The following is a 23,785-nucleotide window of genomic DNA, read 5'->3' as shown; positions in this document are numbered from 1 at the left end:
TTAAAGGACTCCAGCCTTTTCCATGTCACGTCGCAGCGCCTCCAGCTGCTTCTCGTCGGGTGCGACGATGGGCAGACGGGGGTCTCCGACCTCGATGCCCTGCAAGCGCAGGGCTGCCTTTGCAAATGTCACTCCACCAAGCACGGCCTGCTGTCCAGCAAGCACGCACATGGTGTTGGCGTTGATTTCCCGGGCTCGGGCGAGGTCGCCTTCCTCGAAGCTTGTCACCATTTCTCTCATCAACCCTGGTGCGACGTGCGCAATCACGGAGATCACACCGATCGCGCCGAGGGAGAACCACGGCAGGTTGAGAACGTCGTCGCCAGAGTACCAGTCCAGCCCCGTGTCATTGATAATCGCGGTGGCCTCCAGCATGTCGCCCTTCGCATCCTTCACGGCTTTGACGGTAGGCAGTTCCGCCAACGCGCGGATGGTGTCGCCGGCGATGGGGATCGCGGAGCGGCCGGGAATGTCGTAGAGGCAGATCGGCAGTTCCGTCGCCTCCGCCACAGCGCTGAAGTGAGCGAGAAGTCCCGCTTGGGACGGCTTGGAGTAGTACGGGGTGACAACCAGCAGGGAGTCTGCGCCGGCGTCGCGGGAGGCCCGCGACAGCTCAATCGAGGAGCGGGTGTCGTTCGTGCCCGAGCCGGCCATGATCTTGACGCGGTCGCCGAGCTCCTCACGCACCGCTGTGATCAACTGGAGCTTCTCATCGGCGGACGTGGTCGGCGATTCTCCGGTCGTGCCACCCAAGATCAGCAGGTCGACCCCGTTGTCTACGAGGTGGGCCGCCAACCTCCGGCCTGCCTCGAGATCCAGGTCACCGTTGCTGTCGAACGGGGTGGCCATGGCAACGCCGACGGTTCCTAATTCATTCTTAATAATGCCCATAGCTCAACAGGTTACTATCCGGCGTACGGGCTGGTGGCCATGACGGAACCGTCGGCAAGCGTACTGATGAGGAAGTCGTCGAAAAGCGCTGGTGCTTGCTTTTTAAGAATCTCTAAGCACGCGATGGCGAGCGCGCGGATTTCCACGTCAGCGTGTTCACTGGCGCGCGCCGCAATGAAGCCGCGCCAGGCGCGGTAGTTGCCGGTGACCACGAAGCGCGTCTCAGTGGCATTCGGCAGGATCGCGCGCGCGGCCTGGCGGGCCTTCTTCTTGCGCAGCAGCGCGTTCGGCTCGTCCTCAGTGTTCTCATCCAGCGCGCCCAAAAGCTCCTCGTAGACGAAGCGCGATTCATCGACAGCGGCGAGGAAGATGCGTTTGAGATCCGCGTCGTCCGCGATCGCGTCCGGGATGACCACATCTGCTTCAGCGGCAGGCACAAAGCGCTGGCTCAACTGCGAAAACGACAGGTGACGGTGGCGCAGCAACTCGTTGCCTGCAGAACGCGACAGCCCGCGGATGTACAGCGTCGCGGTGGCGTGCTCGAGCAACGCGTCGTGCCCGACTTCGAGGATGTGTCGCAGGTACGCGTCGTTGGCAGCGGTATGCGGGTTGGGCTTGTCGAAGGTCTCATAACACGCCCGGCCCGCGAACTCCACGAGCGCTTCCGCGTCCGTGGCCTGCCCATCCTGCTCCCACGCGACATCCGCTGGCGCCGCAAACGATGTTGCGGCGATCAGTTGGACGTCGAGATTCCTGCTTTGCGTCATTACAGCCCCAGGTAGGAGTCCAGGCCGATCGTCAGTCCCGCATGCTTATCGACGTTCCGAACACCCGTCAGCACACCCGGCACGAACGAGTCACGCCCATAGGAATCCTGGCGGATGGTCAGGGACTGGTCGGTGGTGCCGAAGATGATTTCCTCGTGGGCGACCATGCCCTGCATGCGCACGGCGTGCACGTGGACACCGTCGACATCGGCACCGCGTGAACCGTCGAGAGCCTGCTCTGTCGCATCAGGCATGGCACCCATGCCGGCGTCCTTGCGGGCCTGCGCAATGCCCTGGGCGGTCTTCACCGCCGTGCCCGACGGAGCGTCAAGCTTGTTCGGGTGGTGGTACTCCACGACCTCTGCAGAGTCGAAGAACGGGGCTGCCTGGCGGGCGAACGCCATGGCCAGCACAGCGGAGATAGCGAAGTTCGGCGCGATGAGTACACCGACGCCCTCGTTGGCCTCGAGCCAGGAACGCACCTGGCCGTAACGCTCCTCGTCGAAACCAGTCGTGCCCACCACGGCGTGAATGCCGTTATTGATGCAGAACTCCAGGTTGTCCATGACCACGCCCGGGGTGGTGAAGTCCACCACGACCTCAGCACCGTTGTCGGTGAGCAGATCCAAAGAATCGCCTGCGCCAACCTCTGCGACCAGTTCCAAGTCCTCAGCGGCGTTCACACCCGCCACGACTGCCGAGCCCACGCGGCCCTTCGCTCCGAGAACTCCCACCTTGATAGTCATGCGTTGCCCTTTCTGTCGTACTTTGCTTCGTCTGTTTTCTCTGGACCACCTTAGCGCGGCATCGCTGGCCGCCGTTCGCCACCGTTGCGTGCTGTCCCCGGCCCGTCGCAACCGCTCCGGAGTCCGCACCCAGCTAGGCTGTCACATATGAAACACACACCACAGAAGAAGACACATGCCTCAGCGGCTGTCGCTGTCCTCGCGGCGGCTGGTCTTGCTCTTTCTGCCTGCGACACCGGCGACACCGTTCCAGAACCCCAGATGAGCACCTCCACAAACCCTGATGCCGACACTGCCGATAAGGACGCGGAGAACTCTGCGACGAAGCCGACAGGAACGGAAGATGGCCAGCAGAACACACTGGGGGCCGCAGACATGCAACCCGGCGCTGACGGCGACTTCAGCACTGAACCCACAGAGCAGTTCGACGGCGACCCTGCGGAACTGCGCACGACCGATATCCGCGTGGGTAGCCACGAGAATTACGACCGCCTTGTCTTCGAGTTCGAAGGAACCGGTCAACCGAGGTTCCACGCTGGATACACGGATGATCCGCGCCAGCATACGTCGGGCAATCCGGTCGAGGTGCCCGGCGATGCGCACTTCGAATTGCTCATCCACGGCACCTCGCTGGATATGACCCCGGACCACAAGTACGCGGGCAAGACCAACCTGGGTTTGGCTAGCGGTGCGGTCGTAGATGTCGTGAACCAAGGCACGTTCGAGGGCGCATCCCAGTACTTCGTGGGCTTGAAGGACACCCGCCCGTACAAGGTGAGCATCCTGGAGAACCCGACGCGCCTAGTCGTCGACTTCGAGAAATAGAAAAACGCCCCGTGGGGCGCTTCTCCGCGATTCCCTCCGACCCGGTTATCAGCCGGAACGGAGGGATTTTGTTTTCGGCTTAGTTCTCGTCTTCGTCCTCAGAGACCGGGACCAACGAGATCTTGCCGCGGTTGTCGATGTCGGCGATCTCCACCTCGATCTTGTCGCCGACGTTCACCACATCCTCGACGTTCTCAATGCGCTTATCGCCGCCGAGCTTGGAGATGTGCACCAGGCCGTCGCGGCCCGGGGTGAGCGAGACGAACGCGCCGAACGCGACCGTCTTGACCACGGTGCCCAAGTAGCGCTCCCCCACCTTCGGCTGCTGCGGGTTGGCAATCGAGTTGATCTGTTCGATCGCAGCGTCAGCAGCCTCACCGGTAGCGGCGGACACGTAGATCGTGCCGTCATCCTCGATGGAGACGTCAGCGCCGGTGTCCTCGGTGATCTGGTTGATGGTCTTGCCCTTCGGGCCGATGACCTCACCGATCTTGGAGACGGGGACGCGCACAGTGGTGATCTTCGGGGCGAGCGCGCTCATCTCATCCGGGCCTTCGATGACCTCAGCCATGGTGTCCAGGATGGTCTCGCGGGCTTCCTTCGCCTGCTCCAGAGCGCTAGCCAAAACATCGGACGGGATACCGTCGAGCTTGGTGTCCAGCTGCAAAGCAGTGATGAACTCGGACGTACCAGCGACCTTAAAGTCCATGTCGCCGAACGCGTCCTCAGCACCGAGGATGTCGGTCAGTGCCACGTACTTGGTCTCACCGTCGACCTCACCAGAAACAAGGCCCATGGCGATGCCGGCCACCGGAGCAGCCAGCGGCACACCAGCGTTGTACAGCGACAGCGTGGAGGCACAAACAGAACCCATGGAGGTCGATCCGTTAGAGCCGAGAGCCTCCGACACCTGGCGGATCGTGTACGGGAAGTCCTCCTTCGAAGGAATGACCGGAATCAGGGCGCGCTCGGCGAGAGCACCGTGGCCGATCTCGCGGCGCTTCGGAGAGCCAACCCGGCCAGTCTCACCGGTGGAGTACGGCGGGAAGTTGTAGTGGTGGATGTAGTGCTTGGATGTCTCCGGGTGGAGGGAGTCCAGCTGCTGCTCCATCTTCAGCATGTCCAGGGTGGTCACACCGAGGATCTGGGTCTCGCCGCGCTCGAACAGGGAGGAGCCGTGCGCACGCGGAATGAGCTCGACCTCGACCTCGAGGTCGCGGATGTCGGTGACACCGCGGCCGTCAATACGGAAGCCCTCGGAAAGGATCTTGTCGCGGACGATCTGCTTCATCACCGCGTTGTATGCGGCGCGAATTTCCTTGCTTGCATCCTCGCCAGCGAAAGTCTCGAGCAGATCCGCCTCGATCTCTTCCATGTACTCGTTGGTCGCGTCATCGCGCTCGTGCTTGCCCGGGATGGTCAAGAGCTTCGACAGCTTCTTGGACGCCTTCTTCTCCACAGCGTCGAAGACCTCGTCGGAGTACGGCGGGAACAGCGGGAAGTCCTGGGTTTCCTTCGCAGACTTGTCTGCCAAAGCGTTCTGCGCCTCGCACAGAGTCTGGATGAAGGGCTTAGCAGCCTCCAGGCCCTCGGCGACGGTGCGCTCGGTGGGGGCGGGAGCGCCACCGTCGATAAGCTTCACGGCGTTAGCGCCCGCACCTGCCTCGACCATCATGATCGCGACATCCTGGACCTTCTTCCGCCCCTTCTTCTTTTCCACAATGCGGCCGGCAACGACCATCTCGAACACAGCGGCTTCATGCTGCTCGTGGTTCGGGAACGCGACCCACTGGCCCTCCGGGTGCTGGTCATCGGCGATGAGCGCCATGCGCACACCACCGACAGCACCCGAGACCGGCAGGCCGGACAGCTGCGTTGCGGCGGATGCACCGTTGATGGCAACGACGTCGTAGTACTCCTCCGGGTTCCAGCTCATGACCGTGACCACAACCTGCACCTCGTTGCGCAGACCCTTCACAAACGTCGGGCGCAGTGGACGGTCGATCAGGCGGCAGGCCAGAATAGCCTCGGTGGAGGGACGGCCCTCGCGGCGGAAGAACGAACCCGGGATCTTGCCCGCGGCGTACATGCGCTCTTCCACGTCAACGGTCAGCGGGAAGAAGTCAAAACCCTCGCGTGGCTGGTTGGATGCGGTCACAGTGGACAGCAGCATCGTGTCATCGTCAAGGTAGGTCGTCACCGAGCCACCAGCCTGGCGTGCCAGCTGGCCCGTCTCGAAACGAATGGTGCGCTCACCGAAGTCACCGTTGTCCAGAACAGCGACGGATTCGGTGATCCCGAACTCCTCGTCGACATTGACCTCAACAGCGTTGTCCGGGGTGTGCTTGTTCTTGCTCAAAAGATCCCTTTCTGGGGGGTTGATTCGGCGATCATCGGTGCCGCCGCATGTTTGACTTGCAACACCCCGGCATACTACCAGGTGGGCATGAAAAATGCCCAGTTCAGAAGAACTGGGCACGAGGCGCTGTGCGCTTCAGCGCGTGGGCTTAGCGGCGCAGCCCCAGGCGAGCGATGAGGTCACGGTAACGCTCAACATTGTTCTCGCGCAGGTACTTCAGCAGACCGCGGCGGCGACCGACGAGCAGCAGCAGGCCACGACGGGAGTGGTGGTCGTGCTTGTGGGTCTTCAGGTGCTCGGTCAGGTTGTTGATGCGCTCGGTCAGCAGTGCGACCTGAGCCTCCGGGGAGCCGGTGTCGGTCTCGTGGACGCCGTACTCCTTGAGGATTTCAGCCTTCTTCTCAGTGGAAAGAGCCATGAGTGTTTCTCCTTGTTTGTTTCAGTCCGCAATCTTCGGATCTGGCCGTGGGAAGGACTGCTGCGGACCACAGTCGTTGGTTTCACGGCCGAATGAGCATGTTAACGCACGTGCCGTGCGAGATCCTAATCGCCACTGCGCGAGGAGTTCGCGGCAAGCGCGGTGATGCGCCGCATGAACTCATCCAAGAAGCGCTGCTTATCGACGCCAACAGCAACCCGCGCCGTCTTCTCCTCGTCATTGAGCCGGGTCTCGTCGCCGATTGTGCGGCCGCGGGTCTCCCCTTCTGTGTCGACCTTGAGGTTGATGTCGATGGTGGTCACCAGCGACGGGTCAATCGCCACACCGACAGCCAGCGGGTCGTGCAGGCCGCAGCCACCCAGGTGCGGGGCCGTGGTGTCGTAGGCCTTGATGTAGTAGTTCGTGGCCGCGGCTAAGAAGTCTCCACCCGGGGTGCCCAGTGCTTCCCACTTCGCGGTCTCGTCGTAGGTGAGCAACGTCTGCAGGGTGACGTCGAGGCCGATCATGGTGACGTCCTTCGCCCGGCGGAAAAGCAGATCAGTAGCTTCCGGGTCCTGGTTGACGTTCGCTTCTGCCCACGGTGCGACGTTGCCGGGGACGGTCAGCGCACCGCCCATCATGACAATGTGGGCCTTCTTAGCGAAGGTCTCACTCGCCTCAATCGCTGCGGCAATCGTCGTCGACGGGCCTGTCGGGACAATGACCAGGTCGTCTCCGTACTGTTCCACCGACTCCACGAGGAAGTCCACCGCGGACTTTTCCTCCACCGAGCGAGTCGGCTCCGGCAGCTGAGCCTCGCCAACGCCGTTGGCCCCGTGGATGAACTCGGAAATCTCCAGCACCTCAAAAGAGTCCTTCACACGCGCATGGTCCGGTCCCGCGAAGACCGGCACGTCGGTGCGGCCGAACAATTCGAGGATGGCCAGGGAGTTGCGCACACCGGTGTCCACCAGCACGTTGCCATAAGTGCCGGTCACACCGATGAGGTCGACTTCCTCGGAACCGAGGGCGTACGCCAAGGCGAGCGCGTCGTCGATGCCGGTGTCCAGATCCAGAATCATCTTTTTGCTCATGGGACTCCACACTAGCCGTTAGGCCCTACAGGCACCGACGGGCTAGGACAGGATTTCGCGGACCCGGGCAACATCCCGGGCCATGTTCTCCAGCAGCTCATCGACGGAGTCGAACTTGACCATGTCGCGCACCTTGGCAATGAACTCCACGCGGGCGAGACGGTCATAAAGGTCGGCATCGCGGTCGAGGACGAACGATTCGACGCTGCGGCGGTCGTCGCCGAAGGTCGGGTTAGTGCCCACCGAAATCGCAGCCGGATAGCGGATTCCAGGTTCCATGTCCCCGTCGAGAGGTGAGGAGTCGAGGACAGTGAACCAGCCGGCGTAGACCCCGTCGCCAGGTACCGCATCGGTGTCGGCGACGTACTGGTTCGCTGTCGGGTAGCCCAGTTCGCGCCCGCCGCGGCCGGCGCCGCGCTCCACCGGGGCGGTGATGGAGAATTCCCTGCCGAGGAATTCGGCTGCCCCGGCGACGTCACCGTCGCGCAGCGCTGAGCGGATGGAGGTGGAGCAGATGCGGGCGGATCCGTCGAAAAGCAAGGAAACGACATCGACGTCGACGCGGTACTTTTCACCGAGCGCCAGCATGGTCTGCGCGGTGCCGGAGGCGCGTGCACCGAACGTGAAATTCTCGCCGACGACAACGCGGGAGGCGTGCAGCCTATTGACGATCACCGACTCGAAGTACTCTTCCGGGCTCTCTCCTGCGAGCTCCCGGGTGAAGTCGATGACGAGCATGTAGTCCACACCGAGGTCCGCGATCAGACGAGCGCGCTCGGCGAGCGGAAGCAATACAGGCGGTGTCTGGTCGGGCGCGAACACGGCGACGGGATGCGGGTCGAACGTCATGACCACGCTGGGCACTCCGGCCGCTTGGGCGTGCTCAACCGCCCGGGTGATCAGCATCTGGTGGCCGCGGTGCACACCGTCAAACACGCCGATGGTGACTACCGGGTCCTTAAGATCAGCGGGAATGTCCTCGAGCCCAGACAAAATATCCACCCGCGCCAGCGTAGTGCATAGGGTTGGATCCATGAACTCTGATGCGCACACCGCCAACCACACCGATCCGCTGGCACACTCCGGCATTGTCGTCGTGGATAAACCGGCAGGGATGACCAGCCACGATGTGGTCGCGCGGCTACGCAGGTTCTTCGAAACGCGCAAGGTGGGACACGCGGGAACGCTCGACCCGATGGCCACTGGTGTGCTGGTCGCGGGCATTGAGCGCGGCACGAAGCTGCTTGCGCACCTGGTGGCCGATGACAAGGTCTATGCGACCACGATCCGCCTCGGTGCCTCCACCACGACCGATGATGCCGAGGGCGATGTCCTCGCTGAGACCGACGCGTCCACGCTCACCGACGAACAGGTCATGGAGCAGGTCACTGCACTCACCGGGGAGATCATGCAGGTGCCGTCGAAAGTCTCTGCCATCAAAATCGACGGCAAGCGCGCCCATGAGCTCGTCCGCGAAGGCAAAGAGGTGACCATCCCGGCGCGGCCGGTGACAGTGTTTTCTTTCGACGTCGCCGGCATCCGCCGCGAGGGTTCCTTCGTCGACGTGGATGCACGGGTGCACTGCTCTTCGGGAACGTATATTCGCTCGCTCGCCCGGGACATGGGCGAGGCGCTCGGAGTGGGTGGGCACCTGACGGCGCTGCGCCGTGAAGCAGTCGGCCCTTTCACGTTGGAGCACGCGCGCACGCTCGAGCGGCTCGAGGACTCCCCCGCGTTGTCGCTCTCGCTCGATGAAGCGCTCACTGCCGCGTGGCCCGTCTTGAACGTCACCGCTGACGAATACGCTGCGCTGGCCATGGGCAAGTGGCTCGAGCCGCGCGGGCTCGACGGCGTTCACGCCGCTGTGGGACCGGATGGCCGCGCCGTGGCGCTTGTTCGCGAAAAGGGCAAGCGCTTATCGACGCTCTTTGTCGCCCGTCCCTCGACGCTGTGACGCCGGCACGAACGTCGAGGCGTAGACGTACCCTCCGCGCACGACCCACCGGCCGCGGATATACGGGACCGGAGTGGGCCGCACCAGGAGGTACGCGATGAAGGTGCCGTCGGAGCGGATTTCGATCTCGGCGTCTTCGAAACCGAGCCACTGCCGCGTCATGGGGAACCACGCCTTGTAGGTGGCTTCCTTCGCGCAGAACAACAGGCGGTCTGCCCACGCATTGCCGGCAGACTTTTGCTTATCCACCCAGTGGCGTTCGGTTGAGCGTGCGATCTGGTCGAGCACGCCTTCGGGCAACGGCTCGGCAGGCTCAGCGTCAATGCCGACGGAGAGCAACTCGCTCGACGGGGCGGCGACGGCAACGCGCAAACCTTCCGTGTGGGTAAGGGAGCCTGTGTAACCGTCCGGCCACAGCGGCATTCCCTTCTCACCCTTGAGGATCGAGCCCGCCGATTCCAACCCGAGCTCTTGCAGCGCGCGGTGAGCGCACCAGCGGGCATCGCCGAATTCACTCTTCCGAATGTCGACGGCCCGGCTGACCACCACCCTTTCCTCTGGATGCAGGTCGTTGTAGTTAGTCAGGTCGGTGGTCTCTGCGGTGTCGTCGATACGCATGTACACCACCCGCGCCGGGTCAGGGAACAGCTCTTTGTCGATCACTGCTGCACCTCCATCACCGGGTACGGCCACGTGGGGCGGTTGGTCTGGCGCTTCCATTCTTCGGGGTAGCCGAGAGATACCTCGATGTGGTCGACGTCGTCGATCCGCTGCACGCCGGGCATGTGCAGGTGTCCGTAGATGACAGCGCGCGCGTTGTAGCGCTTGGCCCAGCCGCGCGTGTGCCGGGTGCCGCACCACAGCGCGATCTCACGGAACATCATGTAGTTCGTCGGTTCCTGCACCAGGGGCCAGTGGTTGACCAGGATGGTCTCGCCTTCAATGCGCGACAGCCGGCGGGTGGAGTACGCCAAGCGGTCCCAGCACCACGCACGAATGTCGACAAACGGCGCGATAGCCACTTCGTCAGTCAGCACGATCTGCTGCGCGTGCGCCGACTCGAGCGCTTCCTCCACAGTCATGGTGGGCATGCGGAACGAGTAGTCATACAGCGTGAACAAAGGCACGATGGTCACGCCCCCGAAAACGGGGTACGGGTCTTCCGGGGTGATCACGCCTAAAGCGCGCAGCTTTGCGACGAGATCCGCGTACTTCTCCCTCCCCTTGTACCTATCCATACTGCGGCTGAAGAGTTCATGGTTTCCCGGAACCCATACGACAGTGTCGAACCTCTCAGTGAGTTTCGCCATGACACGAACCACCAGATCAGTGCGCTCGGCGACGTCGCCGGCAACGATGAGCCAGTCGGAGGGATCCTGCGGCTGGATTTCATCTAGCCATGGCCGGTTCGCTTTCACAGCGAGGTGAAGGTCCGAAACTGCCCACAGCGTGCTGGTCGTGCTGGTCGTGCTGGTCGCGGTAGTCATGGTGAGTTCACTCTAACCGCTGCTTACTGCGCCCACCGCATCGACGTGAAACGCCAGATGACACCAGTGAGCCGGATCGCGATCATCGCGGCCAACCCCGCCCAGATTCCTGTCAGACCAGTGCCAGCCCAGTAGGCGATGAGTACGCCGGGCAGGAATCCAAGGAGCACCGAACTGATGGTGAGGTTGCGTAAAAACGCCGCATCGCTGGCGCCGAGCAGCACGCCGTCGAGCGCGAAGAGCACTCCGCCTGCCACGATCATGGCGATGAGCAGCCACCACGGTGTGGCCATGACGTCGAGAACAGAAGCGTCCGTGGTGAATAGCCCGCGGATCAACGGCCCGCCAAGCGCGAAGACAGCGGCGAGGAGGAACGCGAACCCGGCGGAGAGTTTGGTCACCTGCTCCCCCACCCGGCGCGCGTCCTGCACCCGGCCGGTACCCAACGCGGACCCCGTCATTGTCTGGGCAGCAATCGCCAGCGAGTCAAGCACCAGGGTGAGGAAGTTCCACAGCTGCAGCATGATCTGGTGCGCCGCCAACGCAGCGACACCCACACGACCTGCCACAGCCGCTGCGGAGACGAAAGCCACCTGGAACGACAGGGACCGCAGGATCAGGTCGCGTCCGAGCACCAGCTGGCGGCGGATGACCGCGAAGTCGGGAGCCCACCCGCCGTTGTGGGACCGGGTCAGTGCGATGAGGAACCCAGCAGCCGTGATGCCCATGCCGATCACATTCGCCCACGCCGACCCCACGAGCCCGAAGCGGTTGACCAACAGCGGTAGCGCCGCCGCGCCGGGGATGAGTCCGCACAGAGTCAGATAGAACGGCAGCTTGGTGTTCTGGATCCCGCGCAGCCAGCCGTTGCCCGCCATGATGATCAGCGTGAGCGGGATCGCGATGGCAGCAACGTGCATCCATGTCGCAGCGAGGTCCGCGGTGGCGGGGTCGTTAGTGAGGAACAAGGCGATCGGGCGGGCGAACATCCACACGATGGTGGCTAGCAGCAACCCGACCCCCACGGCCACCCACGTCGCTTGGACTCCTTCGGCCACGGCATCTTCTTTCTTCCCTGCCCCGTAGAAGCGGGAGGCCCGCGCGGTCGTTCCGTAGGACAGGAACGTCAGCTGCGTGGTCACCGTCGACTGGACGGTCGCGCCGGCGGCAAGCGCAGCGAGCTCGCCTGCTCCCAGCCGGCCGATGACGGCTGTGTCCAGCAAGAGATACAGCGGGTTGGCCGCAAGCACGCCAAGCGCAGGTAGCGCCAAGGCGAGAACTCGCCGCGCAGTGACAGTTTCAGCAGGTGATTCAACCACAGGTCACAGCGCCGTCGCGTCGAGGGCAGCCACGGTCGCGTGCAGCTCATCAATGGCGTCTGCGACAGGACCGCGGGCCGAATAACCGGCCGCCGGGATGTGCCCGCCGCCGCCGTGCACTGCAGCGATCTCGGCGACATTTACCACGCTGGAGCGCAGCGACACCGACCAATAACCGGGGTGGAGCTCCTTGAATACCACACCGATGTCGCTGCCGGTCAGCGCGCGGGAGTACTCGATGATGGATTCCACAGCGGTCTGGTTCATGCCGTGCAGATGCTCGTCATCAATAGCCAGCACCGACATGGTGTGGTGGCCGGCCACACGGGTCTCCATTCCGGCCATGACAGCACCCATCAAGCGCAGATCCTCAGCAGAGACCGCATCCATGAGCGCCATCGCGGCAGAGCGCGGTTCCACGCCCAGCTCCATCAGCTCAGCGGCGAGCAGGTGCATCCGCGGGGTGCCCCAGCGGAAACTGCCCGTGTCGGTCACCAGACCGGCGTACAGGCAGTAAGCCATCTCCGGGGTGATCTCCACACCCAGGTGCCCGAGCAGCTCGCGGATGATCACGGTCGTGGACTCCGAGGGCAAGACCAGGTTCATGCTTCCAAAGCCTGGGTTGGACTCGTGGTGGTCAATGACCACGACGCGGTCACGCTCCTGCTGGATCACCGAGCGGTAGGACCCAGTGCGGTCGATCGAAGCGCAGTCAGTGGTGACTACCAAGCCCTCAGCGGGCAGCGGTTCGCCGAGGATGACATCGGTAACACCCGGGATCGAGTCCAAGTTCTCGGGCACGGCTTCGCGTTGGCCGATGCGCACGGTGGCCTCCACGCCGATCGACTGCAACCCAAGAGCGAGCGCCGATGCGGACCCGATAGCGTCTGCGTCCGGGCGAATATGGGTCACCACATGCACGACAGGGGCATCCCGCAGGCGCTGCGCCACCGCCGCAAACTCACCTTCGCCCGGCGCAAACAAACCGGGCACTACGGCCATTACTCGTCCCCCGCTCGGGTCTTGTAGGGATCTGCGGCACCAGCCGGTTGCGCGTTCTTCTTCAGCTCCGCGAGCTCTTCGTCGCGCGCGCGGGCACGGGCCAGCAGCTCTTCCATGCGTGCCGACGCCTCCGGAACCGTGTCCAGCTCAAACGTCAACGTCGGAGTGAACCGAACGCCCAGCTCCTCACCGACAATCTTGCGCAGCTGTCCCTTGTGGCGGGTGAGTGCCTCTGCAGCAGCGTCGTAATCAGGCTCATCATCAATGCTCTCGCCGCGCACCGTGTAGTACACCGTCGCGTCGTGGAGGTCACCGGTCACACGGACATCGGTCACTGTGACAAGCTCCAGCCGGCGATCCTTGATCTGGCGCTCAATAGCGCTAGCGACAATCGTCTGGATCCTTTTAGCTAGTCGTTGTGCGCGCGTGTTATCCGCCACAGTAACCACTCCTTGACTCACGTTGAGCTGCCGTCAATTCAAGCCACCACTCTACCCCGCGCATGCAAAACGCCCCGCGCGAGAGGGGTCTCTCTCGTCGCGGGGCGCTGCCGGGGAATCGTCGATAAGCAATTATTGCTTTTCGACGTTACGTGCGCGGCACCTCGACCATCTCGTAGGTCTGGATGATGTCGTCGACCTGAATGTCCGGGTAGGACAGGACCATACCGCACTCGTAGCCCCTGGCCACCTCGGTGACATCGTCCTTCTCGCGGCGCAGCGAATCGATCGTCGCGTCCGGTGTGATGACGTTGCCGTCGCGGACCAAACGGACCTTCGCACCGCGCTTGACCGAACCCTCGGTGACCATGCAACCGGCGATGAGGCCGACAGCAGAGGCCTTGAAGATCTGGCGGATCTCCGCCGCACCCAGGTCGCGCTCCTCGTAGATGGGCTTGAGCATGCCCTTGAGAGCGGCCTCGACATCGTCGATGACCTGGTAGATGACGGAGTAGTAGCGGATCTCCACGCCCTCGTCGTTGGCTTCCTCGGTGGCCTTGCCTTCGGAGCGGACGTTGAAGGCCACGATGACAGCGTCGGACGCCGCAGCCAGCGAGACGTTGGTCTGGGTCACAGCACCGACACCGCGGTCGATGATGTTGACCTCCACCTCGTCGTCCACCTCGATCTTGAGCAGAGCCTCCTCGAGGGCTTCCACCGAACCGGCGTTGTCGCCCTTGAGGATGAGGTTGAGGGTGCTGGTCTCCTTGAGCGCCTGGTCCAGGTTCTCCAGGGAGACGCGCTTCTTGCGGCGGGCCTGCATCGCGGCGCGCTGACGCGCATCACGCTGTGCAGCAATCTGGCGCGCGACACGGTCGTCCTCCACCACGAGCAGGTTGTCGCCGGGGCCGGGAACGCCGTTGAGACCCTGGACCTGAACCGGTCGGGACGGGCCAGCCTCCTCGACGTCGTTGCCCCACTCGTCGACCATGCGGCGCACGCGGCCGAAGTTGCCGCCGACGACGATGGAGTCACCGACGCGCAGGGTACCGCGCTGAATGATCACCGTGGAGACAGGGCCGCGGCCGCGGTCCAGGTGGGACTCGATGGCCAGACCCTGAGCGTCCATGTCCGGGTTCGCAGTCAGCTCGAGCGCTGCATCGGCGGTGAGCAGGACGGCCTCGAGCAGCTCGTCGATGCCCGTTCCCTGCTTTGCCGAGATGTCGATGAACATCGTGTCACCGCCGTACTCCTCCGGAACCAGCTCGTACTCGGTGAGCTGGCCACGGATCTTGTCCGGCTGGGCATCTTCCTTATCCACCTTGTTCACAGCCACCACGATCGGCAGCTCCGCAGCCTTGGCGTGGTTGATGGCCTCCACCGTCTGCGGCATGACACCGTCATCGGCTGCGACCACCAGGATAGCCAAGTCGGTCGACTTCGCACCGCGGGCACGCATCGCCGTGAAGGCCTCGTGACCCGGGGTATCCAGGAAGGTGATCTTGCGCGGCTCGTCTTCCAGGGTGACCTCGGTCTGGTAAGCACCGATGCCCTGGGTGATGCCGCCGGCCTCACCCTTACCAACATTGGCCTGGCGGATGGAGTCCAACAGGCGGGTCTTACCGTGGTCGACGTGACCCATGACGGAGACCACCGGCGGGCGCTGCTCGAGAGCTTCCTCGCCACCTTCGTCCTCACCGAACTGCAGATCGAAGGACTCGAGAAGCTCGCGGTCCTCGTCCTCCGGGGAGACAATCTGCACCTCGTAGTTGATCTCCGCACCCAGCAGCTGCAGTGTCTCCTCAGACACAGACTGGGTCGCGGTGACCATCTCACCGAGGTTGAACAGAGCCTGCACGAGGCTCGATGCCTCGGTGCCGATCTTCTCAGCCAGGTCGGTCAGAGTTGCACCCTGGCGCAGACGGACGGTCTTGCCGCCGCCGTCGGGCAGGCGAACGCCACCAATGACGTTCGGTGCGTGCATCTCCTCATACTCGGCCCTCTTCTGGCCCTTGGACTTGCGGCGCTTGCCCGGTGCACCACCGGGACGACCGAATGCACCGGCGGTACCGCCACGGCGCCCACCGCGACCGCGGAAACCGCCGCCGGGACCGCCGGGACCGCCGAAGCCGCCACCGCGGCCACGACCACCGCCGCCTTGTCCACCGCGGCCGCCCGCACCGCCGCCGCGCTTACCTGCGGCGCGGGACGGCATCTGTGCCGGGTTCGGGTGGTTCGCCATATCTGCGGGGCTCGGAGCTCCTCTGCCGCCACCGGGACGTGCGCCCGGGCGCGGTGCGCCTTGGCCGCCGCCGCGCTGTCCCTGGCCACCGCCGCGCTTCTGCTGGCCGCCGGGGCCACCGCCCGGACGCGGCTGCGGGCGCGGACCGCCCGCGTTCGAAGAGAACGGGTTATTGGCCACGCGGGGGCGGCCACCCGGCTTCGGCATCGGGCGCGGCATGGCGGATCCAGCATCGCCCTCACCAGGCTTAGCACCCGGCTTCGGGCCGGGCTTCGCCGCCGGTTTCGGTGCGCCAGGCTTCGCCGCTGCCGGCTTCGGAGCGGGCTTGTCCGCAGGCTTCTCAGCAGCCGGCTTGGACGCGGGCTTGGGTGCCGCGGGCTTCGGGCCCGGCTTCGCGGCGGGCTTTGCCGCTGCCGGCTTCGGCGCCGCAGACTCAGCCTGAGCGCTGTCAGACTTCGGGGCAGCCGGCTTCTTCGCGGTAGGCGTCTTGGCGGCAGGCTTCGCTGCCGGCTTAGCAGCCGGTTTCTTCGCAGCCGGTTTCTTCGCAGCCGAATCGGCCTTGGTGTCCTTAGCATTCTTCGCGTCGCCGCTGTCTGCGCCGCCGCGTGCCTCATAAACCGCCTTCATCTTCTTCACCACCGGCGGTTCGATGGTGGAGGAAGCGGTTTTGACGAACTCGCCTTCCTCCTTCAGGGTGGCGAGCAATTCCTTACTTGTTACGCCGAGCTGCTTCGCAAGCTCGTGAACGCGTAGCTTTCCGGGCACGTGTCTCCTCGTGGTTGGGCTAGAGACGGGCCGCTGCTACGCGACCGGACTCTAGACGATGGTCATGACGTTCATCGCTGATGCATTTTCTGCTTCATGGTTGAAGACTCATCAGTTCTTTAGTCCTTTTCACTTACGTACTTCCGTACATCGCTTGTGTCCACTTGCGCGGACACGCGGAGAGCCCGCCCGAAGGCGCGGCGTTTCTCCGCCAGCTCAAACGCTTCCAGCGTGGGGGTCAGCCACGCACCGCGGCCCGGCATGGACCGCTTCGGGTCCGGGACGATCCGCGACGGATCATCCGGGTCGACGACCACACGGAGAAGGCGAGCATCCGGCAGTGCACGGCGTGTGCCAATGCACGTCCGGATAGGTACATGTTTTTCGCTCATACTCCCTTGTGCGGCCCCGACCCCGCACGGGCGTGCGGGAAAGAAGCCAGTGTCTTACCTTACGCCACCCAGGCAGAAAACTGTTACTCAGCCGCTATTGCCCAGCGCTGAGGTCTGCATTGGAGTGAATGTCGATCTTCCACCCCGTCAGTCGGGCCGCCAGGCGTGCGTTCTGGCCCTCGCGGCCGATGGCGAGTGAGAGCTGGTAATCCGGCACGACCACGCGGGCTGTTTGCGCGTCGTGGTCGACCACGTCCACGCGCACGACCTTCGACGGTGCGAGCGAGTTACCGACGTACACAGCCGGGTCGTCGGAGAAGTCGACGATATCGATCTTCTCCCCACCGAGGGACTCCATGATGTTGGTGACTCGGGCGCCGCGCGGCCCAATACATGCGCCCTTGGCGTTGATGCCCTTGGCCACACCCTTGACGGCCACCTTTGAGCGGTGGCCGGCCTCGCGGGCAATCGCGACGATCTCGACGGAGCCGTCAGCGACCTCAGGGACCTCGAGGGCGAACAGGCCGCGCACGAGCTCCGGGTGCGTCCGCGAGAGGTTGACGGTGGTCCTGCGGTCGCCGCCGGAGACACCGACGACATAGCACTTCACGCGGTCACCGTGCTCCAGCTTCTCGCCCGGAATCTGCTCCGCGGGCAAAAGGATGCCGTCTTGGGGGTCAGATTCCGTACCCAGTTGCACCACGACGATGCCGCGCTCGTTCGCGCTGGCGTCGCGCTGCACGACACCGGAGACGACCTGGCCTTCCAGCTCCGAGTACGCGCTGTAAGCGCGGTTGTCGGCGGCCGTGCGCATGCGCTTGAGAATTGCCTCGCGCACCGCCTGCGCACCTACGCGGGAAAAGTTCACCGGGGTGTCGTCATACTCGGAGATGACGTTGCCGTCGTCGTCGAGCTCGCTGACCATGACGGCCACGGCACCGGTCTGCGTATCAATGTCGACACGAGCCTTCGTGCCCTCCCCCGCTGCGCCGGTACCGAATTCATCTTTGCCCTCGCGGTAGGCGAAGAGCAGCGCGCTGGCGATCGTGCCCAGCAGGTCATCGACGGGGATTCCTGCCTCTGACTCGATCTGCTTCAGCGCGGCAATGTCAATATTCACTTGTCGTCCTTCCTGACTTCAGCTTCTGCACCGGATTGCTCCGCACGGCCCTCCACGTCGGCAAAGCTCATGTTCGACAGCTCAACTTCTGCCTCCGGTGCTGCGTTGAACTCAATTTCTACCACCGCACCCGACACATCCGAAATGGGAGCGACCCGCACGCCCGGTTCGTCGGACTTCTTAGCGGCTGGGCTGATCAACGCGACATTTTCCTCCGCGTCATCGAGCGGGCCAACGCGGTAGATGTCACCACCTAGCTTCACGCGGCGCCCCCGGTTGCGCCGCCAGTGACGCGGCTGCGTCAGCGGAAGATCCACGCCCGGAGTAGTCACCTCCAGGGTGTATCCCGCGCCGAAGTTAACGGTGCCGGCAGCTTCTGCGGCGTCGAAAAGCTCGCTGAGCTCGCCCGAGACTTCCTCGAGCTGGTCCAACGTCGGTGCTTCGTCAGCCGCGAGAGCGACGACCACCTGCGATTTCTTGCCGGCCTTGACGGTGCGCACAGCCTCAATGTCCAACCCTCGTGCGTCTGTGACGGGGCGGATGAGCTCTTTGAGTTCTTCGACTTCCGGAAATGCCATGAGAACCACTGTACGGGCGGGCCGGTACAGTCTTCCACGTGAAGTTTTCCCGCACCCTCGCCGCAGTAGCTCTCACCGCGGCGGCGCCCTTGACCGCCTGCTCGCCTATCGACGTCTTCGGCCCCCACCCCGACGGAGACCTGCTCACCCTGGCGCGCCAAGCGGAAGCGGACGCGGGAACGCTCGACGGGGATGCTGCAGGAATGCGCGAGTTCCACGCCCGCCAGCTTTTCGACGAAATCACCCGCCTCTGCGGCACCGACTCCGCAGGTCTTCCTCCCTCATCCTGTGAGGTGGAGCGCGGCCCCGGCGACGCCACCGGCGCCAAGGACGATGTGGCAGCGGCGGTCGCCTTGACTGACGCACTCGTCACCCAGAGCGGCAAGCTTCCCGACGAGTCCGTTCCGTTGGTCGTGGCGCAGGCGGTCGACCTGACAGCGAGCCTGGACGCTCCCGGATCCGACGACTGGGATTTCCCGGTGCCGGAGGAACCCATCGCCGACGAGTCCGTGGCAGAGACCGCCGCCGGGCTGATCAAAGAAGAGCATGCCGTTCAGTTCGGCCTCGATCTCGCCTCCGCCTACGCTGACGACGAGCTCCAGGCACGCATCGACAATCTGCGTCCGCTTCACGACATGCGCATCGACGCCATGCGCGACGCCTTCCCCGACCTTCCCCCGCGTGCGCCCGGTTATGAGGTCGACGGCGGAGGCCCCACCAACCCCGGCGAAGCTGCCGCATTTGTGGACAACATCGAAGCCACCCTTGTTGACCGGTGGCGCACAGCTGCCTCCGATGCGTTCACCGAGGATGCCCCGGCCGAGTGGCGCACACTGGTGATCCATTTGGCGGCGCACGCCCAGCACGCCGCCAACACCGCTTAACCGGCTTAACAGTGGCGGAGTGGCTCAGACCACCAGCGTGAGCTCTCTGCCGCTGATCTCGACGGTCATCCCTGCAGCCTCGGCGATCGCGGCAACTCCTTGAATATCCGTCACCGAATCCGCATCCGGTGCCGATGCCAGCACGCGGGCCAGCTCGCCTTTGTAGTGCTTGTTGAAGTGGCTGACCACCTTCCGGCTGCCGTCCTCCTGCACCGACTCCACCCGCACCGTCACCGCGCCGGGCACCGGCCCGAGCTGCTGGTACGCGCCGGAGCGCATATCCACGACGAAGCCCTGCTCCTGTAAGACATCCGTGATCGCGCTGCCCCAGCGCTTCTTCATGGTGGGGATCGAGTTCTTCTGTGCAGCAGCATCAGTCTGCCGTACAGGCAACTTCGACCCGCCCGAGAGTCGGTAGCGCGGAATCGTGTCCGACCCCATCACCACGCCGAAGAGTGCTGAACCGATCGCGATCCGCGAGACGGCGGGGTCGGTCAGGGTGGCGGCGTCGAGGGCGTCGTAAAGCACCCCGGTGTAGCGGTAGATGGCCGGCATGACAGGGGCGCGCATGAGCGCTCTGTTCTCCTCGGCCTCCTCGCGCTTGGTCGCGGGCAGTTTCAGCGCGGCCATCATCTCGTCGACATCGAGCGCAGCCAGATCCTCCATGATCTCCTGGCGGATCGGATCGAGGCTGGAAAATGACACGTCGAGGCCGTCCGACTCGCCGCCGGGGGCCTTCGTTTCAGACGGTGGGAGCACGATGAGCATGGCCCACACCCTAGCGCTAAACTTGCAGCTTATGATCACACGCCTCTCCACCCTGTTCCTGCGCACGCTGCGCGAAGACCCCGCCGACGCCGAAGTGCCCAGCCACAAGCTGCTGGTGCGGGCCGGGTACATTCGCCGCGCCGCGCCGGGCGTGTACTCCTGGCTGCCGCTGGGGTTGAAGGCCGTGCGGAACATCGAGGAGATTGTGCGCGAAGAGATGAACGCCATCGGCGCCCAAGAGCTGCTGTTCCCCGCATTGCTGCCGCGCGAACCGTACGAGGCGACCAACCGCTGGACCGAGTACGGCGACGACCTGTTCCGCCTCAAAGACCGCAAGGGCACCGACATGCTGCTCGGCCCAACGCACGAGGAAATGTTCACCCTCGCGGTGAAGGACCTTTACTCCTCCTACAAGGACTTCCCGGTCACGCTGTACCAAATCCAAACCAAGTACCGCGACGAGGCGCGCCCGCGCGCCGGAATCCTGCGCGGCCGTGAATTCGTGATGAAGGACTCCTACTCCTTCGACATGACCGACGAGGGACTGTCCGAGTCCTACGCTGCCCACCGTCGTGCTTACCAGGCGATTTTCGACCGTGTCGGCCTGAAATACGAGATCTGCCAAGCTACGTCCGGTGCCATGGGCGGTTCCGCGTCCGAGGAATTCCTCGCCTACTCCGACAACGGTGAAGACACCTTCGTGGTGTCCACTGCAGGCGACTTCGCTGCCAATGTGGAGGCCGTGCAGACGATCGCCCCTGCAGACCGTCCGGTCGAGGGGCTGCCGGAGGCCGTTGTCCATGAGACCCCGGCGTCCGAAACGATCGAGTCGCTCGTGGATTGGGCGAATTCGACCGGCGTGACTGTCGAGAACCGCGAGGTCACCGCCGCTGACACGCTCAAGTGCATGGTGGTCAAGATCGATGACCCGCGCGTTGTTTCTGAGGATGGCACGCCTGTCGGACCGCAGCTGACCGGCATCCTTATGCCCGGTGACCGCGCTTTGGACGAGAAGCGCCTCGAAGCCTCGCTCGAGCCCGCGACGTTTGAGCTTGCCTCCGATGAGGACTTCGCGAAGTCGTCCTTCCTGGTCAAGGGCTATGTCGGCCCGCGCGGCCTCAACGCTAACGGCGTGCGCGTGCTCGCCGACCCGCGAGTGGTGGCTGGCTCTTCGTGGATCACGGGTGCCGATGCTGCGCAGCAGCACGTCGTCGGCCTCGTCGCCGGACGTGACTTCGAGATCGACGGCTACATCGAAGCCGCAGAGATCAAAGAGGGTGACCCCTCCCCGACCGGCAACGGCACCCTTCGCCTGGCGCGCGGTATCGAGCTCGGCCACATCTTCCAGCTCGGCCGCAAGTACACCGAAGCCATGGACGTGCAGATCCTCGACGAGAACGGCAAGCGCGCCGTGCCCACCATGGGCTCCTACGGCATCGGCGTGACCCGCATGCTCGCCGTGATCGCTGAGCAGCTTCACGACGACAAAGGCCTCGTCTGGCCTGTCGAAATCGCCCCCTACCAGGTACACCTGGCGGTGGCGAACAAGGACGCCGCTGCGATGGAAGCTAGCGAGCGCCTCGTCGGCGAGTTCGAGGCCGCCGGTATCGACGTGCTTGTCGACGACCGCCCCAAAGTGTCCCCCGGCGTCAAATTCAAAGACGCCGAGCTGCTGGGCATGCCGTTCATCGTCATCCTTGGGCGCTCGTTTGCAGACGGCATCATCGAGCTGCGCATCCGCGGCGGTGAGAACGGTGGGGAGATCCTCGAGGTGCCGGCTGACGAGATTGTTTCCCGCGTCCAGGAGCTCATCGCCGCGGCCCGCTAGCCGCTGGTCCGTCCGCCCGCACGCTGGCCCGGCCGCCCGCACACTGGCCCGGCCAGCGAGCCTCGCACGGTTCGCCGATCATGGTTCGCCGATCATGGTTCGCCTTCTAGCGCGACCAGGGGTTTTGCGGAACGGCGAACCATCGAAGGCGAACCACCAACGGTGAACCACCAACCCCAAACCGCTACGCAGCACCGTTCTCGATCCCCATCAGTGCTTCCCTGACCATCCCCACAAACCCGCCGGGATCCCGGAGGAGCTCAGCTGGCTGAACCCGCCGTAGTGGATAGCCTTGATTCTGGATGTAGACGGCTCGATCTCTTTCTCTGCGCAGGGTCTCATCTAGCGGTTTGTAGGTGACGCCGTCGTACTTCTCTTCACCGTCCACTTCGACACCCAAGCGGCCTATCATCATGTCCACCGTGAACGGTCCGATCTGCACCTGGGTTCGGATGCAGGTAATCCCGTCCTCGATGAGAAGTGCTCGAGCGTAGCTCTCGTAGGCTGATTGCGAGTTGTCTACTGCGTAGGCCAGGATCTGCCGTAGGACTGGTACACCTCGTCGGCCGCGCATCAACTGTATGCGCCGTCTGAGTTCGCGTTTGGTCACCGTGCCGGTCATTAGCAACCAGTCGAACGCGACGAGTCCTTCTTTGAACCCATGAGTCACTGCAATGTCGAAGGCGGTCCGTACGTGGTCGGTTACCCGCACCCCGTCGATGTCTAGCACTTCGGTGTCGCATAGAGCCCCTTTTCTGTATACGATCCCTCTTCCCCATTTGTGCTTCCCCGGCACTGCTCCGGACGACAGCATCAACTCGGCTTGTTCCGTGCTGGTTGCGACTACCCACATCCCAAGAACTCGCGCAGCTGTCCTTCCGCTCAGGACAGCCTTCTTCATAGTTTTTCCCACCGCTACTGCTCGGAGCCATTGTTTTTCGTGGTATTTGAGCTTGGTAAGGACTGTTCTTTCGATGGCGTACTGGCGCGAGAGAGCGATAAGTTCCCCGTCCACGAGCCGCTGCAGCAACTCTGTGTTCCCCCGGGACGCCTCGCGCACATCCACGAGCATCCCCAACAATTCTTCCGCACGATTCTTCTTCACGGTTCCGCCTAACACTCAGCCTTATCTCGTTAGACTGCTCACGACCCTCTTCCGGTTCCCTGTTACCCTGAAACAATGCGCACCCGGCACATTTACATCGCGTCTCTGCTGGTTTCATTGGCTGCGTTCGTGTTCATCATGCTGCAGTTCGACCAGATTCCCGACCAGGTTCCCATGCAGACTGGATTTGATGGCACTGTGAACCGCACGGATCTGAAGTCGGTGAAGTCGGCGACGTTCGGTGTGTGGTTCGCCGCGTTGTTGACGTTCGCACTGTGGGTGTCGGTCCCCAAAGCGCCCTTTGCTTATCGACGCATGCCTGTCCCCGACAATTCCGACATCCCGTTCTCTCAGACGGCGGCGGACAAGACGGCGCGTTTCTTGGCCAGTCAGGACCGGGCTCTGGCGTGGATGGCCCTCGCGGTGGCCGTCTCGAGTGCTTTCCTGCAGATCACGATGAGCCTGCCCGCTTTCCGGGTTCCTGAAGGGGTCGGCATTGTGGTTCTCATCGTGGCCATCGGCGCAGCAATGGTCAACCTCTTCCGTAGCATGCTGCAATGGCAAAACGTCCTGGCTGAAATGCCTACCGATGAGGACGAAGTGGAGCGTAAGAAGCACTTCGGCTATGGCAGCGCAATGGGTGTGTACAAAGAGCCGAACGACCCGATGGTGATGCAGATTTCGCCGTTTAATAACGCGAATGTGGAGATGAACTGGGCTCATAAGCCGGTGCGGCAGCGCACCTTCCTGATGCTGGCTGCATTCGTAGTCGTCTTCGTGGCAGTGTTCATCTAAGGGTAA

At 63.7% G+C, this 23,785-nt stretch carries 23 protein-coding genes; 5 read left to right on the top strand and 18 right to left on the bottom strand.

The features are described from left to right. Genes dapA through dapB form a run of 3 tightly spaced genes read right to left on the bottom strand, consistent with a single transcriptional unit; the run spans nucleotide 1 to nucleotide 2,404 of the window. Complete coding sequence (dapA, locus tag KBX19_RS08375) at nucleotides 1–891, bottom strand: 4-hydroxy-tetrahydrodipicolinate synthase (RefSeq protein WP_255998367.1); 891 nt, start codon at nucleotides 889–891, stop codon at nucleotides 1–3. Between the two features lie 14 nt (nucleotides 892–905). Further along, nucleotides 906–1,658: an FAD-dependent thymidylate synthase gene (gene thyX / locus KBX19_RS08370; RefSeq protein ID WP_255998365.1), complete on the bottom strand. Its 753-nt coding sequence runs from the start codon at nucleotides 1,656–1,658 to the stop codon at nucleotides 906–908. Continuing rightward, the gene (gene dapB / locus KBX19_RS08365) at nucleotides 1,658–2,404 is read right to left on the bottom strand and encodes a 4-hydroxy-tetrahydrodipicolinate reductase (protein ID WP_255998363.1); all 747 of its coding nucleotides are present in this window, start codon (nucleotides 2,402–2,404) and stop codon (nucleotides 1,658–1,660) included. Before dapB ends, thyX begins: the two co-directional genes overlap by 1 nt. 147 nt (nucleotides 2,405–2,551) lie before the next feature. On the opposite strand from dapB, the gene KBX19_RS08360 reads away from it, so the two are divergent. Next, on the top strand, nucleotides 2,552–3,229 hold the full coding sequence (locus KBX19_RS08360) for a hypothetical protein (protein ID WP_255998362.1): 678 nt from the start codon (nucleotides 2,552–2,554) through the stop codon (nucleotides 3,227–3,229). 79 nt (nucleotides 3,230–3,308) lie between these two features. Here KBX19_RS08360 and KBX19_RS08355 read toward each other — a convergent pair whose 3' ends face one another. The 4 genes from KBX19_RS08355 to KBX19_RS08340 form a co-directional block, all read right to left on the bottom strand. Beyond that, nucleotides 3,309–5,612: a polyribonucleotide nucleotidyltransferase gene (locus KBX19_RS08355; RefSeq protein WP_370687014.1), complete on the bottom strand. Its 2,304-nt coding sequence runs from the start codon at nucleotides 5,610–5,612 to the stop codon at nucleotides 3,309–3,311. 124 nt (nucleotides 5,613–5,736) lie between these two features. Beyond that, entirely contained in the window at nucleotides 5,737–6,006 is a 270-nt protein-coding gene (gene rpsO / locus KBX19_RS08350; protein WP_255994999.1) for a 30S ribosomal protein S15, read from the bottom strand. A gap of 125 nt (nucleotides 6,007–6,131) precedes the next feature. Then, complete coding sequence (locus KBX19_RS08345) at nucleotides 6,132–7,100, bottom strand: nucleoside hydrolase (protein ID WP_255998359.1); 969 nt, start codon at nucleotides 7,098–7,100, stop codon at nucleotides 6,132–6,134. 42 nt (nucleotides 7,101–7,142) lie between these two features. Beyond that, the gene (locus tag KBX19_RS08340) at nucleotides 7,143–8,135 is read right to left on the bottom strand and encodes a bifunctional riboflavin kinase/FAD synthetase (RefSeq protein ID WP_255998357.1); all 993 of its coding nucleotides are present in this window, start codon (nucleotides 8,133–8,135) and stop codon (nucleotides 7,143–7,145) included. Between KBX19_RS08340 and truB the strand changes: the two genes are divergently transcribed. Next, complete coding sequence (gene truB / locus KBX19_RS08335) at nucleotides 8,134–9,054, top strand: tRNA pseudouridine(55) synthase TruB (RefSeq protein WP_255998355.1); 921 nt, start codon at nucleotides 8,134–8,136, stop codon at nucleotides 9,052–9,054. The genes KBX19_RS08340 and truB overlap by 2 nt on opposite strands. Here the strand turns inward: truB and KBX19_RS08330 are convergent. From KBX19_RS08330 to rimP, 9 genes are all read right to left on the bottom strand, one after another. After that, nucleotides 9,016–9,717: a 4'-phosphopantetheinyl transferase gene (locus tag KBX19_RS08330; RefSeq protein ID WP_255994995.1), complete on the bottom strand. Its 702-nt coding sequence runs from the start codon at nucleotides 9,715–9,717 to the stop codon at nucleotides 9,016–9,018. The two genes, truB and KBX19_RS08330, sit on opposite strands and share 39 nt — an antisense overlap. After that, nucleotides 9,714–10,541 carry a metallophosphoesterase gene (locus KBX19_RS08325; protein ID WP_255998353.1) on the bottom strand — a complete coding sequence of 276 codons (828 nt, stop codon included), beginning with the start codon at nucleotides 10,539–10,541 and terminating at the stop codon, nucleotides 9,714–9,716. The genes KBX19_RS08330 and KBX19_RS08325 overlap by 4 nt, the downstream gene beginning before the upstream one ends. Nucleotides 10,542–10,564: 23 nt before the next feature. Beyond that, entirely contained in the window at nucleotides 10,565–11,860 is a 1,296-nt protein-coding gene (locus tag KBX19_RS08320) for an MATE family efflux transporter (protein WP_255998351.1), read from the bottom strand. 3 nt (nucleotides 11,861–11,863) lie between these two features. Then, nucleotides 11,864–12,862, bottom strand: a complete 999-nt coding sequence (locus tag KBX19_RS08315) for a bifunctional oligoribonuclease/PAP phosphatase NrnA (RefSeq protein ID WP_255998349.1) — start codon at nucleotides 12,860–12,862, stop codon at nucleotides 11,864–11,866. Next, the gene (gene rbfA, locus KBX19_RS08310) at nucleotides 12,862–13,302 is read right to left on the bottom strand and encodes a 30S ribosome-binding factor RbfA (RefSeq protein ID WP_255998342.1); all 441 of its coding nucleotides are present in this window, start codon (nucleotides 13,300–13,302) and stop codon (nucleotides 12,862–12,864) included. Before rbfA ends, KBX19_RS08315 begins: the two co-directional genes overlap by 1 nt. 148 nt (nucleotides 13,303–13,450) lie before the next feature. Continuing rightward, nucleotides 13,451–16,309, bottom strand: coding sequence for a translation initiation factor IF-2 (gene infB / locus KBX19_RS08305; protein WP_255998341.1), 2,859 nt, complete (start codon nucleotides 16,307–16,309; stop codon nucleotides 13,451–13,453). Between the two features lie 119 nt (nucleotides 16,310–16,428). Continuing rightward, the gene (locus KBX19_RS08300; protein WP_255994989.1) at nucleotides 16,429–16,701 is read right to left on the bottom strand and encodes a YlxR family protein; all 273 of its coding nucleotides are present in this window, start codon (nucleotides 16,699–16,701) and stop codon (nucleotides 16,429–16,431) included. A gap of 94 nt (nucleotides 16,702–16,795) precedes the next feature. Then, nucleotides 16,796–17,821, bottom strand: coding sequence for a transcription termination factor NusA (nusA, locus tag KBX19_RS08295; protein ID WP_255994988.1), 1,026 nt, complete (start codon nucleotides 17,819–17,821; stop codon nucleotides 16,796–16,798). Beyond that, nucleotides 17,818–18,399, bottom strand: a complete 582-nt coding sequence (gene rimP, locus KBX19_RS08290; protein WP_040423632.1) for a ribosome maturation factor RimP — start codon at nucleotides 18,397–18,399, stop codon at nucleotides 17,818–17,820. Before rimP ends, nusA begins: the two co-directional genes overlap by 4 nt. A 38-nt stretch (nucleotides 18,400–18,437) precedes the next feature. On the opposite strand from rimP, the gene KBX19_RS08285 reads away from it, so the two are divergent. Further along, nucleotides 18,438–19,283: a hypothetical protein gene (locus tag KBX19_RS08285; protein WP_255998339.1), complete on the top strand. Its 846-nt coding sequence runs from the start codon at nucleotides 18,438–18,440 to the stop codon at nucleotides 19,281–19,283. Nucleotides 19,284–19,307: 24 nt separating this feature from the next. On the opposite strand, the gene yaaA is transcribed toward KBX19_RS08285, so the two are convergent. After that, complete coding sequence (gene yaaA / locus KBX19_RS08280; RefSeq protein ID WP_255998338.1) at nucleotides 19,308–20,051, bottom strand: peroxide stress protein YaaA; 744 nt, start codon at nucleotides 20,049–20,051, stop codon at nucleotides 19,308–19,310. A 31-nt stretch (nucleotides 20,052–20,082) separates the two neighbouring features. Here yaaA and KBX19_RS08275 point away from each other — a divergent pair, with 31 nt between their 5' ends. Beyond that, nucleotides 20,083–21,879: a proline--tRNA ligase gene (locus tag KBX19_RS08275; RefSeq protein WP_255998337.1), complete on the top strand. Its 1,797-nt coding sequence runs from the start codon at nucleotides 20,083–20,085 to the stop codon at nucleotides 21,877–21,879. 184 nt (nucleotides 21,880–22,063) lie between these two features. Here the strand turns inward: KBX19_RS08275 and KBX19_RS08270 are convergent, their stop codons facing one another. Next, complete coding sequence (locus KBX19_RS08270; RefSeq protein WP_255998336.1) at nucleotides 22,064–22,984, bottom strand: hypothetical protein; 921 nt, start codon at nucleotides 22,982–22,984, stop codon at nucleotides 22,064–22,066. Between the two features lie 75 nt (nucleotides 22,985–23,059). Here KBX19_RS08270 and KBX19_RS08265 point away from each other — a divergent pair, with 75 nt between their 5' ends. Further along, nucleotides 23,060–23,779 carry a DUF1648 domain-containing protein gene (locus tag KBX19_RS08265; protein ID WP_255998335.1) on the top strand — a complete coding sequence of 240 codons (720 nt, stop codon included), beginning with the start codon at nucleotides 23,060–23,062 and terminating at the stop codon, nucleotides 23,777–23,779. The last annotated feature ends 6 nt before the right edge of the window (nucleotides 23,780–23,785 follow it).

This window comes from Corynebacterium sp. CCUG 71335, assembly GCF_024454075.1.
Taxonomy (GTDB): domain Bacteria; phylum Actinomycetota; class Actinomycetes; order Mycobacteriales; family Mycobacteriaceae; genus Corynebacterium; species Corynebacterium genitalium.
Note: the sequence above shows the minus strand (reverse complement) of the source record. Positions and strands in the feature narration are given on the sequence as shown.

Bases quoted from the DNA above. Each gene is read 5' to 3' on its own strand.
- rimP (WP_040423632.1), bottom strand. From the start codon at position 18,399: ATGGCATTTCCGGAAGTCGAAGAACTCAAAGAGCTCATCCGCCCCGTC.
- KBX19_RS08340 (WP_255998357.1), bottom strand. From the start codon at position 8,135: ATGGATCCAACCCTATGCACTACGCTGGCGCGGGTGGATATTTTGTCT.
- KBX19_RS08345 (WP_255998359.1), bottom strand. From the start codon at position 7,100: ATGAGCAAAAAGATGATTCTGGATCTGGACACCGGCATCGACGACGCG.
- KBX19_RS08265 (WP_255998335.1), top strand. From the start codon at position 23,060: ATGCGCACCCGGCACATTTACATCGCGTCTCTGCTGGTTTCATTGGCT.
- KBX19_RS08315 (WP_255998349.1), bottom strand. From the start codon at position 12,862: ATGGCCGTAGTGCCCGGTTTGTTTGCGCCGGGCGAAGGTGAGTTTGCG.
- dapA (WP_255998367.1), bottom strand. From the start codon at position 891: ATGGGCATTATTAAGAATGAATTAGGAACCGTCGGCGTTGCCATGGCC.
- dapB (WP_255998363.1), bottom strand. From the start codon at position 2,404: ATGACTATCAAGGTGGGAGTTCTCGGAGCGAAGGGCCGCGTGGGCTCG.
- rpsO (WP_255994999.1), bottom strand. From the start codon at position 6,006: ATGGCTCTTTCCACTGAGAAGAAGGCTGAAATCCTCAAGGAGTACGGC.
- KBX19_RS08300 (WP_255994989.1), bottom strand. From the start codon at position 16,701: ATGAGCGAAAAACATGTACCTATCCGGACGTGCATTGGCACACGCCGT.
- thyX (WP_255998365.1), bottom strand. From the start codon at position 1,658: ATGACGCAAAGCAGGAATCTCGACGTCCAACTGATCGCCGCAACATCG.
- KBX19_RS08275 (WP_255998337.1), top strand. From the start codon at position 20,083: ATGATCACACGCCTCTCCACCCTGTTCCTGCGCACGCTGCGCGAAGAC.
- truB (WP_255998355.1), top strand. From the start codon at position 8,134: ATGAACTCTGATGCGCACACCGCCAACCACACCGATCCGCTGGCACAC.
- KBX19_RS08325 (WP_255998353.1), bottom strand. From the start codon at position 10,541: ATGACTACCGCGACCAGCACGACCAGCACGACCAGCACGCTGTGGGCA.
- KBX19_RS08360 (WP_255998362.1), top strand. From the start codon at position 2,552: ATGAAACACACACCACAGAAGAAGACACATGCCTCAGCGGCTGTCGCT.
- yaaA (WP_255998338.1), bottom strand. From the start codon at position 20,051: ATGCTCATCGTGCTCCCACCGTCTGAAACGAAGGCCCCCGGCGGCGAG.